The sequence below is a fragment of the Klebsiella sp. C283 genome, assembly GCF_048822555.1.
Classification (GTDB): Bacteria; Pseudomonadota; Gammaproteobacteria; order Enterobacterales; family Enterobacteriaceae; genus Klebsiella; species Klebsiella quasipneumoniae.
In genome coordinates this window covers 233,751-250,032 of record NZ_JBMEZS010000003.1, presented here as the reverse complement: position 1 = coordinate 250,032, position 16,282 = coordinate 233,751, and the positions used below count along the sequence as shown (strand labels likewise).

At 57.6% G+C, this 16,282-nt stretch carries 15 protein-coding genes and 2 pseudogenes; 11 read left to right on the top strand and 6 right to left on the bottom strand.

The window, feature by feature from the left end; translation table 11 throughout:
* Positions 1-3: 3 nt before the first annotated feature.
* Genes trpCF through trpA form a run of 3 tightly spaced genes read left to right on the top strand, consistent with a single transcriptional unit; the run spans position 4 to position 3,374 of the window.
* Complete coding sequence (gene trpCF / locus ACOI7Z_RS06965; RefSeq protein ID WP_023289324.1) at positions 4-1,362, top strand: bifunctional indole-3-glycerol-phosphate synthase TrpC/phosphoribosylanthranilate isomerase TrpF; 1,359 nt, start codon at positions 4-6, stop codon at positions 1,360-1,362.
* 9 nt (positions 1,363-1,371) lie between these two features.
* Positions 1,372-2,565 carry a tryptophan synthase subunit beta gene (gene trpB / locus ACOI7Z_RS06960; RefSeq protein WP_004203860.1) on the top strand — a complete coding sequence of 398 codons (1,194 nt, stop codon included), beginning with the start codon at positions 1,372-1,374 and terminating at the stop codon, positions 2,563-2,565.
* Positions 2,565-3,374, top strand: coding sequence for a tryptophan synthase subunit alpha (trpA, locus tag ACOI7Z_RS06955; RefSeq protein WP_087848745.1), 810 nt, complete (start codon positions 2,565-2,567; stop codon positions 3,372-3,374). Before trpB ends, trpA begins: the two co-directional genes overlap by 1 nt.
* Before the next feature lie 216 nt (positions 3,375-3,590).
* Here the strand turns inward: trpA and ACOI7Z_RS06950 are convergent, their stop codons facing one another.
* Genes ACOI7Z_RS06950 through ACOI7Z_RS06940 form a run of 3 tightly spaced genes read right to left on the bottom strand, consistent with a single transcriptional unit; the run spans position 3,591 to position 7,266 of the window.
* Positions 3,591-4,850, bottom strand: coding sequence for a glycerate kinase type-2 family protein (locus tag ACOI7Z_RS06950; RefSeq protein ID WP_087848744.1), 1,260 nt, complete (start codon positions 4,848-4,850; stop codon positions 3,591-3,593).
* Positions 4,851-4,852: 2 nt separating this feature from the next.
* The gene (locus ACOI7Z_RS06945; RefSeq protein WP_087848743.1) at positions 4,853-5,941 is read right to left on the bottom strand and encodes a tartrate dehydrogenase; all 1,089 of its coding nucleotides are present in this window, start codon (positions 5,939-5,941) and stop codon (positions 4,853-4,855) included.
* A gap of 14 nt (positions 5,942-5,955) precedes the next feature.
* Complete coding sequence (locus ACOI7Z_RS06940) at positions 5,956-7,266, bottom strand: MFS transporter (RefSeq protein ID WP_004203856.1); 1,311 nt, start codon at positions 7,264-7,266, stop codon at positions 5,956-5,958.
* Positions 7,267-7,393: 127 nt separating this feature from the next.
* On the opposite strand from ACOI7Z_RS06940, the gene ACOI7Z_RS06935 reads away from it, so the two are divergent.
* A complete protein-coding gene (locus ACOI7Z_RS06935; protein ID WP_064158331.1) occupies positions 7,394-8,302 on the top strand; it encodes a LysR family transcriptional regulator in 909 nt (302 codons plus the stop codon).
* Between the two features lie 47 nt (positions 8,303-8,349).
* Here ACOI7Z_RS06935 and ACOI7Z_RS06930 read toward each other — a convergent pair.
* Positions 8,350-8,612 (bottom strand): annotated as a pseudogene (locus tag ACOI7Z_RS06930) (MarR family transcriptional regulator); the annotation flags it as partial.
* A 172-nt stretch (positions 8,613-8,784) separates the two neighbouring features.
* Between ACOI7Z_RS06930 and ACOI7Z_RS06925 the strand changes: the two are divergent.
* The 3 genes and pseudogenes from ACOI7Z_RS06925 to ybiX form a co-directional block, all read left to right on the top strand.
* A pseudogene (locus tag ACOI7Z_RS06925) lies at positions 8,785-9,114 on the top strand (short-chain dehydrogenase); the annotation flags it as partial.
* 302 nt (positions 9,115-9,416) lie between these two features.
* Positions 9,417-11,702, top strand: coding sequence for a catecholate siderophore receptor Fiu (locus ACOI7Z_RS06920; RefSeq protein WP_087848741.1), 2,286 nt, complete (start codon positions 9,417-9,419; stop codon positions 11,700-11,702).
* Positions 11,703-11,750: 48 nt separating this feature from the next.
* On the top strand, positions 11,751-12,428 hold the full coding sequence (gene ybiX / locus ACOI7Z_RS06915; protein ID WP_032428774.1) for a PKHD-type hydroxylase YbiX: 678 nt from the start codon (positions 11,751-11,753) through the stop codon (positions 12,426-12,428).
* Positions 12,429-12,506: 78 nt separating this feature from the next.
* On the opposite strand, the gene ompW is transcribed toward ybiX, so the two are convergent.
* A complete protein-coding gene (ompW, locus tag ACOI7Z_RS06910; RefSeq protein WP_087848740.1) occupies positions 12,507-13,145 on the bottom strand; it encodes an outer membrane protein OmpW in 639 nt (212 codons plus the stop codon).
* 269 nt (positions 13,146-13,414) lie between these two features.
* Here ompW and ACOI7Z_RS06905 point away from each other — a divergent pair, with 269 nt between their 5' ends.
* The 4 genes from ACOI7Z_RS06905 (at position 13,415) to yciA (ending at position 15,697) form a co-directional block, all read left to right on the top strand.
* Positions 13,415-13,828 (top strand): YkgJ family cysteine cluster protein, encoded by a 414-nt coding sequence (locus tag ACOI7Z_RS06905; protein WP_087848739.1) that lies wholly within the window; start codon positions 13,415-13,417, stop codon positions 13,826-13,828.
* 25 nt (positions 13,829-13,853) lie between these two features.
* Entirely contained in the window at positions 13,854-14,597 is a 744-nt protein-coding gene (locus ACOI7Z_RS06900) for a YciC family protein (protein ID WP_023289311.1), read from the top strand.
* Between the two features lie 54 nt (positions 14,598-14,651).
* Positions 14,652-15,191, top strand: coding sequence for a septation protein A (locus ACOI7Z_RS06895; RefSeq protein WP_004203842.1), 540 nt, complete (start codon positions 14,652-14,654; stop codon positions 15,189-15,191).
* A 107-nt stretch (positions 15,192-15,298) separates the two neighbouring features.
* Positions 15,299-15,697: an acyl-CoA thioester hydrolase YciA gene (gene yciA / locus ACOI7Z_RS06890; RefSeq protein WP_002901629.1), complete on the top strand. Its 399-nt coding sequence runs from the start codon at positions 15,299-15,301 to the stop codon at positions 15,695-15,697.
* A 29-nt stretch (positions 15,698-15,726) separates the two neighbouring features.
* Here the strand turns inward: yciA and ACOI7Z_RS06885 are convergent, their stop codons facing one another.
* The gene (locus ACOI7Z_RS06885; RefSeq protein ID WP_023283571.1) at positions 15,727-16,263 is read right to left on the bottom strand and encodes a YniB family protein; all 537 of its coding nucleotides are present in this window, start codon (positions 16,261-16,263) and stop codon (positions 15,727-15,729) included.
* Positions 16,264-16,282: the final 19 nt, after the last annotated feature.

Genomic DNA, 16,282 nt, shown 5'->3' with positions numbered 1-16,282 from the left:
AGAATGCAGACCGTTTTAGCAAAAATCGTTGCCGACAAAGCGATTTGGGTGGAAGCCCGCAAACAACAACAACCGTTAGCCAGTTTTCAGAATGAGGTCGTCCCGACGCAGCGCAATTTCTATGACGCGCTGGCCGGCACCCGCACCGCGTTTATTCTCGAGTGCAAAAAGGCCTCGCCGTCGAAGGGGTTGATTCGCGAAGATTTCGATCCGGCGGCGATCGCCAGCATCTACAAACACTACGCCTCGGCGATCTCGGTGCTGTGTGATGAGAAATATTTCCAGGGCAGCTTCGATTTTCTGCCGATCGTCAGCAAGGTCGCGCCGCAGCCGATCCTGTGTAAGGACTTCACCATCGACCCTTACCAGATCTACCTGGCGCGCTACTATCAGGCCGACGCCTGCCTGCTGATGCTCTCGGTGCTCGACGATGAACAGTATCGTCAGCTCTCCGCGGTGGCTCACAGCCTGAATATGGGCGTACTGACCGAAGTCAGCAATGAAGAGGAGCTGGAGCGCGCCATCGCTCTGAAGGCGAAGGTGGTAGGCATTAACAACCGCGACCTGCGCGATATGTCGATTGACCTTAACCGCACCCGTCAGCTGGCGGCGCGTCTCGGCCCGGATGTCACGGTGATCAGCGAATCCGGCATCCATACCTATGCCGAAGTGCGTGAGCTGAGCCACTTCGCCAACGGCTTCCTGATCGGCTCCGCCCTGATGGAGCAGGCGGATCTGGAAGCGGCGGTCAAACGCGTGCTGCTCGGCGAGAACAAAGTGTGCGGCCTGACGCGCCCACAGGATGCCCAGGTGGCCTGGGAGTCCGGCGCCATCTACGGTGGCCTGATCTTCGTCCCGACCTCGCCGCGGGCGGTAAATGATGCCCAAGCCAAAGCGGTGATCGCCGCAGCGCCGCTGCAGTACGTCGGCGTCTTCCGCAATGCGCCGCTGGACGAGGTGGTCGCCCGCGCCCAGGCCCTGGGGCTGGCCGCCGTGCAGCTGCACGGTGATGAAGACCAGGCTTATATCGACGCGCTGCGCGACGCCCTCGCGGATAACGTCCGCATCTGGAAAGCGTTGAGCGTTGGCGAAACTTTGCCGGCCCGTACACTCCGCCATGTCGATAAGTATCTGCTCGACAACGGCCAGGGCGGCAGCGGCCAGCGTTTTGACTGGAGCCTGCTGCAGGGCCAGGATCTGCGCAACGTTATGCTGGCCGGCGGCCTCGGCGCCGATAACTGTGTGGAAGCGGCCAAAAGCGGCTGTGCCGGACTCGATTTCAATTCAGGCGTAGAGTCGCAACCCGGGATTAAAGACGCCAGCAAGCTGGCCTCCGTTTTCCAGACGCTGCGCGCATATTAAGGAGCAATAATGAGCACTTTACTGAACCCCTACTTCGGCGAATTCGGCGGCATGTATGTGCCGCAGATCCTGATGCCCGCCCTGCGCCAGCTGGAAGAAGCCTTTGTCAGCGCGCAGAAGGACCCGGCCTTTCAGGCGGAATTCACCGACCTGCTGAAAAACTACGCCGGTCGTCCGACGGCCCTGACCAAATGTCGGAACCTGACCGAAGGGACCCGCACCACCCTGTACCTGAAACGCGAAGATCTGCTGCACGGCGGCGCGCACAAAACCAACCAGGTACTGGGCCAGGCTCTGCTGGCCAAACGGATGGGCAAAACCGAAATTATCGCCGAGACCGGCGCCGGCCAACACGGCGTCGCCTCAGCGCTGGCCAGCGCCCTGCTCGGCCTGAAATGCCGTATCTACATGGGCGCCAAGGACGTCGAACGCCAGTCGCCGAACGTCTTCCGTATGCGCCTGATGGGCGCCGAGGTGATCCCGGTGCACAGCGGCTCCGCCACGCTGAAAGATGCCTGTAACGAGGCGCTGCGCGACTGGTCCGGTAGCTACGAGAAGGCGCACTATATGCTGGGCACCGCCGCCGGTCCGCACCCGTTCCCGACCATCGTGCGTGAATTCCAGCGCATGATCGGCGAAGAGACCAAAGCGCAGATCCTCGAAAAAGAGGGCCGTCTGCCGGACGCGGTGATCGCCTGCGTCGGCGGCGGGTCAAACGCCATCGGCATGTTCGCTGATTTTATCGAGGAAACCCGCGTCGGCCTGATCGGCGTGGAGCCTGCCGGGCACGGTATCGAAAGCGGGGAGCACGGCGCGCCGCTGAAGCATGGTCGTGTGGGGATCTACTTCGGGATGAAGTCGCCGATGATGCAAACCGCCGACGGCCAGATCGAGGAATCTTATTCCATTTCCGCCGGGCTGGACTTCCCGTCCGTTGGGCCGCAGCACGCGTTTCTTAACAGCACCGGGCGCGCCGACTATGTGTCGATCACCGATGACGAAGCGCTGGAGGCGTTTAAAGCGCTCTCCCGCCACGAAGGGATCATCCCGGCGCTGGAGTCCTCTCACGCTCTGGCCCATGCGCTGAAAATGATGCGCGAGAACCCGGAAAAAGAGCAGCTGCTGGTGGTTAACCTCTCCGGCCGCGGCGATAAAGACATTTTCACCGTACACGACATCCTGAAAGCGCGAGGGGAAATCTGATGGAACGCTATGAGACGCTGTTTGCCCAACTGAAAAACCGCCAGGAAGGCGCTTTCGTCCCCTTTGTCACCCTTGGCGATCCGGGACCGGAGCAGTCGCTGAAAATTATCGATGCGCTGATCGAAGGCGGCGCCGATGCCCTTGAGCTGGGGATCCCCTTCTCCGACCCGCTGGCGGACGGCCCGACCATCCAGGGCGCGGCCCTGCGCGCCTTCGCCGCGGGGGTGACCCCGGCGCAGTGCTTTGAGATGCTGGCGGCGATCCGCCAGAAGCATCCGACGATCCCAATCGGCCTGCTGATGTACGCCAACCTCGTCTTCAGCCCGGGTATCGATGAGTTCTATGCCCAGTGCGCCCGCGTCGGCGTCGACTCGGTGCTGGTCGCCGACGTGCCGGTGGAAGAGTCCGCCCCGTTCCGCCAGGCGGCGATGCGCCATAACATCGCGCCGATTTTCATCTGCCCGCCCAATGCGGATGACGATTTACTGCGCCAGATTGCCTCATATGGCCGCGGCTACACCTATCTGCTGTCGCGCGCCGGGGTGACGGGTGCGGAAAATCGCGCTGCGCTGCCGCTGCACCATCTGGTGGAGAAGCTGGCGGAATATCACGCCGCGCCGCCGCTGCAGGGCTTTGGCATCTCCGCGCCGGAGCAGGTGAGCGCCGCCATTGACGCCGGCGCCGCCGGGGCGATCTCCGGTTCCGCCATCGTCAAAATCATCGAACGCCATCTTGATGAGCCGCAGGCCATGCTTGACGAGCTGAAAGCCTTCGTCCGGAGCCTGAAGGCGGCGACCAAAACCGCCTGACCGTCAGCCGCCTGGCCTTGCGCCGGGCGGCGATTTCCTCGCGTTAGCTCCCCTTCCACGTCATCTTGCACGCCTGCACATCAGACTGAACGATGATCGACACCTTGACGCCAGGCGATGCGCTTTAACGTGGAAATTGATGGCGGGCGGATACCGAAGATTTGCACCATGTTGAAAGTAAAAATATCGCTCTCCCTGGTACAGGAGAGCGATAGGTCAGGCAATCAATATTGCCCGAATATCATTGACGTTGGTTAACGTTGGGCCGGTCATTACCAGGTCATCGAGCGCATGAAAATAGCTATAGCTATCGTGTGCATCAAGATAACTAGCCGCATTTAGACCACCCATTTTGCCGCGTGTTAGCGTGTCCGGGAATACCAGCGCACCTGCTGCATCTTCCGTTCCGTCGATACCATCACTGTCGCCAGCGATTGCCCATATACCGCTTTCTCCCTGCAACGCACAGGCCAGACTGAGCGCAAATTCAGTATTACGACCTCCTTTCCCGTGCTGACCCTGACTTACCGTCACGGTGGTTTCGCCCCCCGACAATAGCACTGCCGGACCGGAAACCGGATGACCATATTGCTTCACGGATTTAGCAATCCCGGCCATAACAATGGCCACTTCACGACTTTCGCCTTCTAACGCATCGCCGAGAATAAGCGGCGTAAGTCCGTGTCTGCACGCAGCCAGCGCGGCAGCCTGCAAAGCCAGCTGCGGCGTGGCAATGAGTTTTACTTCGCTGTTCGCTGTGTTTTCAACCGGGCCTGCCGGCTGGCTTAGCAGTTTATGAACAGGTTCCGGGGTCTGAATACCGTAGCGCTGAAGTACCCGAAGCGCATCAAGCGGCGTGCTGTCATCGGCGACAGTAGGACCTGATGCCACACCTGCCGGGTTATCCCCCGGCACATCGCTGATAATCAGTGACACAATACGGGCCGGTTGCGCTATTCTTGCCAGCTTGCCGCCTTTCACCGCGGAGAGATGACGACGTACCAGATTCATCTCTTTGATATTGGCACCGCTGTGCAGTAGCGCGCGGGTAATGGCCTGCTTATCTTTCAATGTTAATCCTGGTGCAGGCAGCGCCATCAACGCCGACCCGCCACCGGAAATGAGCGCCAGCACCGGGTCATCAGAGGTCAATCCGCGCAGCGCTTCCACAATCAGCATTGCGGCAACTTCGCTCATCGAATCCGATACCGGATGAGCAGCCTCGATAATGCGGATGCGACCAGCAGGCACCGCGTAACCGTAACGCGTCACCACCACGCCAGACACATCCACATCCGGCCAGGCTGCATCCACAGCCGCTGCCATTGCCGCCGAGGCTTTACCGGCACCGATTACCACGCAGCGGCCACGCGGTTTTTCCGGCAGGTTAGACAGGATCGCAGGCCCGGCTCGGGCGCTGTCGACAGCATGCTGAAAAATATCCTGCAGGATCTCTGTAGGCTGTTCATTTATCATGGTTATACGGTCTCGGCGATATTTGCTCTGGCTTCGATAAATTCCACTACAGCGCGGGTGACGTCCGCGGTACTGGCCGTTCCACCGACATCTGGCGTCAGAATGCCTTTCTCACAAACATATTCGATACTTTCCATAATCATCGCCGCGGCGTTACGCTCTCCCAGATGTTCAAGCATCTGTACCGCAGTCCAGAAGGTTGCTATCGGGTTAGCAATGCCTTTGCCGATGATATCAAAAGCTGAACCATGGATAGGTTCGAACATGGAAGGGAAGCGGCGTTCCGGATCAATATTGGCGGTCGGCGCTACGCCCAGACTGCCCGCCAGCGCGCCGGCCAGATCGGAAAGGATATCGGCATGCAAATTGGTGGCAACGATGGTATCCAGGGTCTGGGGATGCAGCGTCATGCGGTGCGTCATCGCATCGACCAGCATCTTGTCCCACTGCACATCCGGGAATTCCTGCGCCACCTCGGCGGCAATCTCATCCCACATCACCATTCCGTGGCGCTGGGCGTTGGATTTAGTCACCACGGTCAGCAGTTTACGTGGACGAGACTGCGCCAGTCTGAAGGCATAGCGCATAATGCGAGTAACCCCGACGCGGGTGAAGATGGCCACCTCGGTGCCGACTTCTTCCGGTAAGCCACGGTGTGCACGGCCGCCGTTACCGGAATACTCACCTTCGGAGTTTTCGCGCACAATCACCCAGTCAAGATCGCCGGGCCCGCGGTTGCGCAGCGGTGAGGTGACACCCGGCAGGATTTTGGTTGGACGCACGTTGGCGTACTGGTCAAACCCCTGGCAAATTGGCAGGCGCAGACCCCAGAGTGTGATGTGGTCAGGGACATCCGGTGCGCCCACCGCGCCGAAGTAAATGGCATCAAATTTTTTTAGTGTGTTCAGCCCTTCTTCCGGCATCATCACGCCATGTTTTTTGTAATAGTCCGACCCCCAGTCAAAGGTCTCCACATCAAACTTCAGCTGCGGATCGTGGCGTGTCAGTGCATGCAGCACTTCAACACCTGCCGAGATGACTTCAGGACCAATACCGTCGGCAGGTATGGCGGCAATTTTATAGTTACGCATAGTAAATTCTCCGGTTAATGAGTATGAGGATGAGTGAGTTCTGCCGTTTGCGGTTTACCCGCCCTGGCAGAAAGGATCAGGACAATGAGGGCCGAAATAGCCAGCAGTCCGGCGACAAAGTACAGGCCCCAGGTGTAGCTACCGGTCTGCTCGCGGATCACGCCAATCATCATCGGGCCGACAAAGCCGCCCAGATTGCCGATGGAGTTAATCGTGGCAATACCCGCGGCCGCAGCCGGGCCGCTGAGGAACACGGTAGGCATACTCCAAAGGGGCGGTTTCGAGGCGCTGATGCCTGCGGTGACCAAGGTTAAGGCAACAATCACGGTAAACAGTGTGCTGACGTTACCGGCGTAAATCAGACCGGCTGCTGCCAGCAGGCAGGCACCAATCACATGCCAGCTGCGCTCTCTGGTGCGGTCAGAATGCCGCGCCCACAGGATCATGGCGATGACGCCGATGACAGCCGGGAAGGCGTTGAGGAAGCCAATCTCAAGTGAGGTAGCACCGAAGCTGCGGATGATTTGCGGGGACCAGATGCCAAGTGTGTACAAGCCGGCAGAAGTACCGAAATAGACCAGCGCCAGAGCCAGTACCCGCTTATCCGCCAGTCCTTTCCATGCGCTGCTGTGGTTCTGTTTTGCCGCCCGGGCCAGCTCCTCGGCCTGCATGGTGTTTTCCAGCCATGCACGCTCTTCGTCAGTCAGCCATTTGGCTTTGGCCGGACGATCGGTAAGAAAGAACAGAACCACAACGCCGAGTATCAGCGCTGGCAAGGCTTCCAGCACAAACATCCACTGCCAGCCGGCGTAGCCGAGAAAGCCATGCATCTCCAGCAGGGCGGCAGAAACAGGCGATCCCAATGCTGTAGAGAGCGGGGCTGCGGCCATAAAGATGGCGGTAACCTGCGCGCGTCTGGCTGCCGGGAACCAATAACTGAGATAAAGGATAATTCCCGGGAAGAAACCGGCTTCCGCTACACCGAGTAGAAAACGCAGAATGTAGAAGCTCGTCGTACCCTGCACAAAAGCCATGCAGCCAGAGACCAGGCCCCAGGTGATCATGACGCGGGCAATCCAGATGCGGGCGCCTACTTTATGGAGAATTAAGTTTGACGGCACCTCAAACAGAAAGTACCCCAGGAAGAAGATGCCGGCGCCCAGCCCAAAAACGGTGGGTGAAAAACCCAGATCCTGATTCATGGTCAGGGCGGCAAAGCCAATGTTGACACGGTCGAGGAAGGCAATGAAGTACAGCAGCATGATGAAAGGAATAATGCGCAGGGTAACCTTGCGCATCACCTTCTTTTCGAGGTCGTTTTTCATGACGGATGCTCCATAGTGATGTAGGGTTGTTATCGTTTTGTAATAAACCCAGTATGAAGTTTTGAACCGCTTTATCATCGGCATGGCTTTATATAAATAATTTGCATAATCAGGTTTTGGTGAAAAAATGGATATAAATCAGCTACGTTGCTTTGTGGTATTGGGTGATGAGCTTCACTTCGGCCGTGCTGCCCGTAAACTTGAAATGATGCCTGCGTCACTGAGTCGCTTCATAAAACTGCTGGAAGATGATTTGGGGATAAGACTACTGAATCGATCGACCCGCAATGTGTCGCTAACGCCTGAAGGTGCCGCCTTTTTAAATGAGGCCAAAACGGTCATTGCTGATTTCGATGCGCTACGGCAGCGATTCCGTAAAAATAGCCTGTTGCAGAAAAGGACGTTGCGGATCGGAGCTATCGATAGCGCAGCCAAAGGATTACTTCCTGAACTGCTTAATCTTTTCGTCAAGCGTTTTCCGGAGGCAGACATTCATCTTACGGAAGATAAATCTCACAAACTTATCCCCCGACTCATTTCAGGATGGCTGGATGTGGTCTTTGTACGTCCGCCGGAACATATTGATGCCACGCTGACAACACGTTTTATCGCCAATGAAACCTGCGTGCTCGCCGTGCCCGCTAACCACCGCCTGGTCAGTTATGACGAAGTCAGTATCGATGACTTCCGACACGAGCCGGTTATCGTGCCGGAAAGAGGCACCCGGCGTCACAGCCATGACCTGACAATGAATATTTTCAAGGAGGGTGGCAGCATGCCTGTCATCGCGCAGTATGCCGAAGAGAAGCAGACTATCCTGAGTTTTGTTGCCGCTGGACTGGGCATCGCTCTGGTGCCTGCGTCATATAAAGATATGAATGCGGACGGCGTGAAATACCTTAAGCTCGCGCCCAAAAAACATATCGAAGGCCTTCCCCTCAGCGCGATGTGGCATCAGGGAAATAACACTATCTATTTGCGATCCCTACTGGAGATACTTTCCGACAACATCGACGAGCTGACCCGTGATTTGTGACGGAAAAAGATGATTGTTGCGCCGGGGCGGCAACACGCGAGAATTTAGTTCGGTTGCTTACAGGCGAGCCCCTGGGCTTCCAGTTCCTTCACCTGGCGACTGACGGTGGTGTTATCGCGCCCTAAATGATCCGCCAGCTCCCCCCCACCGGGCCATGGCGCCCTACCGCCACCAGCAGCGGAAACAGCATCTGTTCCAGCTGGACGCCAGCCGCCTGGAGGATCTGCTCATCGCGCACCGGCTGGTTCATCACGCTGATGATATCCAGCAGCGCACGGTCTTTACCCTTGGATAAAAATCGCTTCCGCACAAAAGATGGGGTTGATATCTTAAATGAGAAATATTATCTTTCTCATCACTGAGTAGTTGAGTAAATAACTCAGGTATTCAGTACGACATTGCTCACATTGCTTCCAGTATTTTTGCCCGCACTTGTGCGGGCTTTTTTTTTGCTCACAACACACCTCACGCACCAGCTGCCGCAGCCGGCGGTCAAGCCGCAGGGGCTGCTGGGCGTGATGTCCTCCGGCCAGGGCAGTCTGACGAACAATCTCGGCGGCCAGCGGGAGCTCTACCGCGGAAGTAAAGCCGCGCTGAATATGTTCATGCGCAGCTTCGCCGCTCGCCCCACCTCGGCCTGCCACCCGCTGGTAGTGATGGCTCCGGGATGGATCCGCACCGAGCTCGGCGGGGCCGACATCCCCCTGACCATCGAAGAGACCATCCCATGCCTGGTGAACGTCCTGCTCGACAAGCAGCGGCGCCCGGGACTGGAGTTTCCGGATTACCAGGGCCGCACGGTGCCCTGGTAAGCCCGCCGGGACGCCTGCCTCCGGGCGTCATTGCTCCCAGGTCACCACGTCATGTACCGCTTTGTCCCGCCGCCTTTGCCGAGCTAATCCGCCTTTTTTGTTCAAAATTTATGAAATTTGTAAATGGTGGTGAAGAAATCAGTTTAAACGTCAACTTTTCTGTGTAAATATTAAGGCGAATGATAACCATTCTTTTTATCATTTATAGAGTCACGCCGGGTCAGCGCAAGCCAGACGACGAATAACGTCGCTTTTGCGCGGCGTGATATGTGCGAATAACAAAAAATAAGCCTGCATTTATCATGGAAAAAAACGCTTCTCTGCCGTTTGGCAGTTTCAACTCATTGGCATTGTTTACGGGTCTGTGTCTGGGGGCCGCGCCGGCAACCGGCATGGCAGCGGAAAAATCAGTCAAAAATAATGAAGAGACGCTGGTGGTGGAAGCCGCCCCGCCTTCGCTTTATTCTCCCGGAGCCTCCGCCGATCCCAAGTTTAATAAACCGCTGGTGGATACCACTCGCACCATCACCGTGATCCCCGAACAGGTCATTAAAGATCAGGGCGTCACCAACCTGACTGACGCCCTCAAGAACGTCCCTGGCGTCGGGGCGTTTTACGCCGGGGAGAATGGCAGCTCAACCACCGGGGACGCCATCTTTATGCGCGGCGTGGACACCTCCAACAGTATTTATGTGGACGGCATTCGCGATATCGGCAGCGTGACGCGGGATACCTTCAATACCCAGCAGGTGGAAGTCATCAAAGGGCCCGCCGGCACGGACTATGGCCGCAGCGCCCCCTCCGGCTCGATCAATATGATCAGCAAACAGCCGCGTCTTGACTCCGGGATCGACGGTTCGGCCAGCATCGGCAGCGCCTGGTCGCGCAGGGGTACCCTTGATCTTAACCAGGCCTTCGGCGACAACGCCGCGTTTCGCCTCAACCTGATGGGCGAAAAAACTCACGACGCCGGCCGGGATAAGATTGAGAACGAGCGCTACGGCATCGCTCCGTCGCTGGCCTTTGGCCTCGATACGCCCACCCGTCTGTATCTGAACTATCTCCACGTCCGGCAGAACAACACCCCGGATGGCGGGATCCCCACCGTCGGCCTGCCGGGCTATTCAGCGCCTTCGCCGAAGTATGCCGCGCTCAATTCCGCCGGTAAGGTCAATACCAGCAATTTCTATGGCACCGACTCCGATTACGATAAATCCACCACCGACAGCGGCACCCTGCGCTTCGAACACGATCTGACGGACAATACCACCGTGCGCAATACCACCCGCTGGTCGCGGGTGAAGCAGGAGTATCTCCTGACTGCGGTGATGGGCGGCGCGAGCAATATCACTGCCCCCGACATCAATGACGTCAATACCTGGAGCTGGTCACGGCTGGTTAATACCAAAGATGTCAGCAACCGCATTCTGACCAACCAGACCAATATCACCTCGACCTTCAATACCGGCTCGATAGGCCATGACGTTAGCGCCGGCGTGGAGTTTACCCGGGAAAACCAGACCAACTATGGCGTCAACGCCCTGACCGCCCCGGCAGTGAATCTCTATCATCCGGTGAGCAGCCTGTCGATTGGCGGGCTGGACAGAAACGGGGCGAACGCCAACGGCCAGACCGATACCTTCGGCATTTATGCCTTCGATACGCTGGCGCTGACCGATCGGGTTGAGGTCAACGGCGGGCTGCGTCTCGACAGTTACCATACCAAATATGACAGCGCCACCGCCTGCGGCGGCAGCGGACGCGGGGCTGTCGCCTGCCCGCAAGGACAGTCGACCGGCAGCCCGGTCACCACAGTCGATACCGCCAAATCCGGTAACCTGGTTAACTGGAAGGCCGGGGCGCTGTATCGCTTAACCGAGCAGGGCAATATCTACGTCAACTATGCCATCTCGCAGCAACCGCCGGGGGGCAGCAGCTTCGCGCTCGCCGCCAGCGGCAGCGGCAACAGCGCCAACCGGACCGACTTTAAACCGCAGAAGGCGAAATCCAGCGAACTGGGCACCAAGTGGCAGATCCTCGACAAGCGCCTGCTGCTCAGCGCGGCGTTATTCCGTACCGATATTGAAAACGAAGTGGCCGCCAACGATGACGGAACCTGGTCGCAATACGGCAAAAAGCGCGTGGAGGGGTATGAGCTCTCCGCGACCGGGAACCTGACACCGGACTGGACGATCATCGCCGGCTACACCCAGCAGCATGCCAAGGTGACAGAGGGGCAGAATGTGGCGCAGGATGGCTCTTCCGCGCTGGCCTACACTCCGAAACATGCCTTTACGCTGTGGACGCAGTATCAGGCCACCAGCGATTTGTCCGTCGGCGGCGGCGTGCGCTATGTCGGAAGCCTGCGCCGGGGCAGCGATGGCGCGGTCGGTACCCCGGATCACACCGAGGGCTACTGGGTCGCCGACGCCAAACTGGGCTATCGGGTCAACAGCAACCTCGATCTGCAGCTCAATATGTACAACCTGTTTGATACCGATTACGTGGCTTCCATCAACAAGAGCGGCTATCGCTATCATCCGGGCGAACCCCGTACCTTTATGCTGACGGCGAACGTCCATTTCTGAGTCTGTACGTGGGGCCATCGAGCCCCACCTTTTTGAGAGAACACCGCAATGATGTATCACATTCCTGATGTGTTAACGGCGGACCAGGTGGCTGAATATGCCCGCCTGCTGGCGCAGGCCGAATGGGTTGACGGGCGGGTTACCGTCGGCAGCCAGGGGGCGACCGTCAAACAAAACCAGCAGATCGATACCCGCACGCCGCTGTACGCCCGTCTGCAGGCCGCCGTACTCGACGCGCTGCGCGGCCATCCGCAGTTTTTTTCCGCCGCGCTGCCGCGGACGATTTCCGCACCGTTGTTTAATCGCTACGGGCCGGGGGAGACCTACGGCTTTCATGTCGATGGCGCGGTGCGTCAGAACGGCGAAGCGGGCTGGATGCGGACCGATTTATCGGCGACGCTGTTTCTCTGCGAACCGGAAAGCTATGAGGGAGGCGAACTGGTCATTGAAGACACCTATGGCCAGCATCGGGTGAAGCTCCCGGCCGGGCATCTGGTGCTCTATCCCGCCAGCAGCCTGCACTGCGTCACCCCGGTCACCCGCGGCGTACGCCAGGCCTCTTTCCTGTGGATCCAGTCGATGGTCCGCGACGATAAGCAGCGCGCGATGCTCTACGACCTGGACCGCACGATCCAGTCGCTCAAAACGCGCTTTGGCGACGGAGAAGAGGTGCTCTCCCTGCTCAATATGTATCACAACCTGCTGCGCCAGTGGACGGAAGTGTGATCCGCAGGCGAAGGGGTATCGCAGGGAGGAGTGAGGAGGCAACAAACTGGCCGTCCGCTGGCCAGTTTGCAGCAGGCGTTAGAACCGATAGCCTGCGGAGAACATAAACACCCACGGATCCAGGCGGGTGCTGACTTTCTGGTCCACACCGCCGGCTTTGAATTTCACATCGGTATCGATATCCATGTACCACACCGACATATTCAGCAGCCAGTCACGGTTAATCAGGTAATCGAGGCCGACCTGCCCCGCCGCGCCCCAGGAGTCCTTCAGGCTCAGATCGGAAAGCCCGGCCGCCTTGCCGTTATCGTTAAAGTCTTCATTAAAGAAGGTGGTGTAGTTAATCCCCACCCCCACGTACGGGCGCACCTTGCTTTGCGCATCGCCAAAGTACCACTGCGCCATCAGGGTGGGTGGCAACTGATGGACGGTGGCGATGGTGCCGGTTGGCCCGGTACCAACCTTATGGCGGAAGGGCGTTGCCGCCAGCAGTTCCACGCCGATGTTATCGGTCGCCATATAGGTAAAGGTTAAACCCAACTGAGTGTTGTTACTGACGTTGAAACCGCCCAGGCTGCCTAACACATTGTCAGAGCCCTCCGTCGGTCGGACGGTGGCGGTCCCGGCGCGAATGAAAAATTCACCCGCTTCATGCGCCCAGACGCTGCCGGTGGAAAGAGTGCTTAGAATTAATGCCGCCGCTGCTAACTTCTTCATATCCACTTCCTCATTATGGTTTTTCAGCGCGGCCAAATATACCTATAACGAGTTACGTTTGATCTGTTTTAGATCACACTAAAACCTTAGATTTAACATTTATTGATCCAGATTAATTTTTGATACCGATCGCAATACGCTGAATCCTTCACACATCAATTTTCACTTTTCGCGAAAAAAATTATTTCTGCCCCTCTTGCCGCCGCTGAGGCGGCTGGATAAGTTAACTGCCGACAATCTGTATTGATGCGTTTTTTTCAGGTGTAATTATGAGTGAAATCAACCCGTGCATGACGTGCGGTGCCTGTTGTGCGTATTTTCGTGTCTCTTTCTACTGGGCGGAAGCCGACGACGCGGGCGGCCTGGTGCCCTCCGCGCTGACCGAGCCGCTAACCCCTTTCCTGCGCTGCATGAGCGGCACCAATCAACGCCAGGGCCGCTGCGCGGCGCTATCGGGCGATATCGGCGACGCCGTCCACTGCACTATCTATGAAAACCGTCCCTCGCCATGTCGCGAATTCGCCATGTCCGGGGAAGATGGCGAGGAAAACGACGCCTGCAACCGGGCGCGAGCGCGCTATGGCCTGCCGCCATTGCGGCCTCTTTACAAAGATATACCTGCCCTGACCGGCGCAGAGAGTGCTACGACGGAACGATTTGCGGTACAATCGCCGGCTAGTTAACACCTGCGACACTCAAGGAGAATGCATGTCTATCACGGCGAAGTCCGTCTACCGTGACACCGGGAATTTTTTTCGTAATCAGTTCATTACCATTTTGCTGATTGCGCTGTTGTGCGCGTTCATTACGGTAGTACTTGGCCATGCCTTTTCACCCAGCGACGAGCAGCTGTCGATACTCAGCGAAGGCGACAACCTCGCCGGTAGCGCAGGCCTGTTCGAGCTGGTGCAGAATATGACGCCGGAGCAGCAGCAGGTTCTGCTGCGCGCCTCGGCGGCATCGACCTTCTCAGGTCTGGTGGGCAATGCGATCCTCGCCGGCGGCGTCCTGCTGCTCATCCAGCTGGTCTCTGCCGGTCATCGCGTCAGCGCTCTGCGCGCTATCGGCGCCTCGGCGCCGGTGCTGCCGAAGCTGCTGCTGTTGATCCTCTTCACCACCTTCCTGGTGCAGATGGGGATGATGTTAGTGCTGGTGCCCGGCGTCCTGTTGGCCATTGTGCTGGCCTTTGCGCCGATCATGCTGGTGCAGGATAAAATGGGCATCCTCAGCGCCATGCGCAGCAGCATGCGTCTGGCCTGGGCCAATTTGCGGCTGGTGGCGCCGGCCATTATCGGCTGGCTGGTGGCGAAAACCCTGCTGCTGCTGTTCGCTTCCAGCTTTGCCGTGCTGACGCCGAACGTCGGCGCGGTGGTCATCAACACCATCAGCAACCTGATTTCCGCCCTGTTGCTGATCTATTTATTCCGCGTGTATATGCTTATCCGTAGCTAATTTTAACCTGGACCGGGAAATTTCCCGGTCCGTCCTGACAGACGGGATCGATGTATGAAGCAGTTTCTGGATTTTTTACCGCTGGTGGTCTTCTTCGCCTTCTACAAGCTTTACGATATCTACGCCGCTACCACGGCGCTGATTGTGGCGACCGCCATCGTGCTGATCTACAGCTGGGTGCGCTACCGTAAAATCGAAAAAATGGCGCTGATCACCTTCGTGCTGGTGGCCGTCTTCGGCGGATTAACGCTCTTCTTCCACAATGATGAGTTTATTAAATGGAAGGTGACGGTGATCTATGCCCTATTCGCCGGCGCGCTGCTGTTCAGCCAGTGGGTAATGAAAAAGCCGCTTATCCAGCGCATGCTGGGTAAAGAGCTGACCCTGCCGCAGCAGGTCTGGTCGCGTCTAAACCTGGCGTGGGCGGCGTTTTTTATCCTCTGTGGGCTGGCTAATATCTATATCGCCTTCTGGTTGCCGCAGAATATCTGGGTTAACTTTAAGGTCTTCGGTTTAACCGCTCTTACGCTGGTCTTTACCTTGCTGAGCGGGATCTACATCTACCGCCATATGCCGCAGGACGACCACCACTAATCCCCCGGCAGCCTGCGCCCGCCTCCGCGGGCGCTATCCCCTATTCTCTCTCCGCCGTTTTCATAGTAGCATCCCGCTGATCGTCTTTGACCACAACAGAGTAGAGCATGACAACAACAGATCTCGCCCCGAAGGGCGAAATGGTTTTACGCACCCTGGCAATGCCGGCGGATACTAATGCCAACGGGGATATTTTTGGCGGCTGGCTGATGTCGCAGATGGATATCGGCGGCGCCATTATGGCCAAAGAGATCGCCCAGGGTCGCGTGGTGACCGTGCGCGTGGATGGGATGACCTTTTTACGTCCGGTGGCCGTGGGCGACGTGGTGTGCTGCTATGCCCGCTGCGTGAAGCGCGGCAATACCTCAGTAACCATCAACATCGAAGTGTGGGTGAAAAAAGTCTCTTCAGAACCGATTGGCCAGCGCTACAAGGCGACGGAAGCGCTGTTTATCTACGTCGCCGTCGATAATCAGGGTAAACCCCGCCCTCTGCCGGCGGAATAAGATGGCGCCCGGCTAACCGGGCACCTGGCTTAGAGAAAGCCCAGCAGCGAGAAGAAGAAGTAGCCGATGACAATTACGATCACCGGCAGCACGTACAGCGGGAAATACTGCACCAGGATCGTATGTCGCGGCACTACAATGCGTTCGGCGAGCTGCTCGCGAGTTAACCCTTCCGCGCCTTTCGCCTGCTCGAGGATCAGCTGATCCTCAATCCCCTCGCGGAGAAATTTCGCCTGCCGCGCCATCCGCGCGCCGGAGGCCTGCAGCGCCATACCGACGAACACCAGAATGAAGATAATCCAGAAGCCGATGTTCAGGCTGTGGTGAAAATCCGGCAGCGGTGAGTTGTACCAGAAAAAGTTCAGGAACGGCGTGTTAAAGCGCATCATCTCAATCATGACGTGCGCAAAATCCATCATTACCGCGTCAATGCCGGGTTTCTTTTCACTGTGCTCATACATAAATTTGAGGACAGAAATCAGCGTCGACAGCACGGCGGGAATAAAGATGACCCATCCCAAAATACGTTTGATGACCGCAATGCGTCCAGCTTGTTGGTACGTCATGAGTTCCCCTTGTTAAAGA

Coding starts and splice junctions, on each gene's coding strand:
- ACOI7Z_RS06900 (WP_023289311.1), top strand. CDS start 13,854: ATGTCTATCACGGCGAAGTCCGTCTACCGTGACACCGGGAATTTTTTT.
- ACOI7Z_RS06885 (WP_023283571.1), bottom strand. CDS start 16,263: ATGACGTACCAACAAGCTGGACGCATTGCGGTCATCAAACGTATTTTG.
- ACOI7Z_RS06950 (WP_087848744.1), bottom strand. CDS start 4,850: ATGATAAATGAACAGCCTACAGAGATCCTGCAGGATATTTTTCAGCAT.
- ACOI7Z_RS06935 (WP_064158331.1), top strand. CDS start 7,394: ATGGATATAAATCAGCTACGTTGCTTTGTGGTATTGGGTGATGAGCTT.
- trpCF (WP_023289324.1), top strand. CDS start 4: ATGCAGACCGTTTTAGCAAAAATCGTTGCCGACAAAGCGATTTGGGTG.
- trpB (WP_004203860.1), top strand. CDS start 1,372: ATGAGCACTTTACTGAACCCCTACTTCGGCGAATTCGGCGGCATGTAT.
- ompW (WP_087848740.1), bottom strand. CDS start 13,145: ATGAAGAAGTTAGCAGCGGCGGCATTAATTCTAAGCACTCTTTCCACC.
- trpA (WP_087848745.1), top strand. CDS start 2,565: ATGGAACGCTATGAGACGCTGTTTGCCCAACTGAAAAACCGCCAGGAA.
- ACOI7Z_RS06905 (WP_087848739.1), top strand. CDS start 13,415: ATGAGTGAAATCAACCCGTGCATGACGTGCGGTGCCTGTTGTGCGTAT.
- ACOI7Z_RS06895 (WP_004203842.1), top strand. CDS start 14,652: ATGAAGCAGTTTCTGGATTTTTTACCGCTGGTGGTCTTCTTCGCCTTC.
- ACOI7Z_RS06940 (WP_004203856.1), bottom strand. CDS start 7,266: ATGAAAAACGACCTCGAAAAGAAGGTGATGCGCAAGGTTACCCTGCGC.
- ybiX (WP_032428774.1), top strand. CDS start 11,751: ATGATGTATCACATTCCTGATGTGTTAACGGCGGACCAGGTGGCTGAA.
- yciA (WP_002901629.1), top strand. CDS start 15,299: ATGACAACAACAGATCTCGCCCCGAAGGGCGAAATGGTTTTACGCACC.
- ACOI7Z_RS06920 (WP_087848741.1), top strand. CDS start 9,417: ATGGAAAAAAACGCTTCTCTGCCGTTTGGCAGTTTCAACTCATTGGCA.
- ACOI7Z_RS06945 (WP_087848743.1), bottom strand. CDS start 5,941: ATGCGTAACTATAAAATTGCCGCCATACCTGCCGACGGTATTGGTCCT.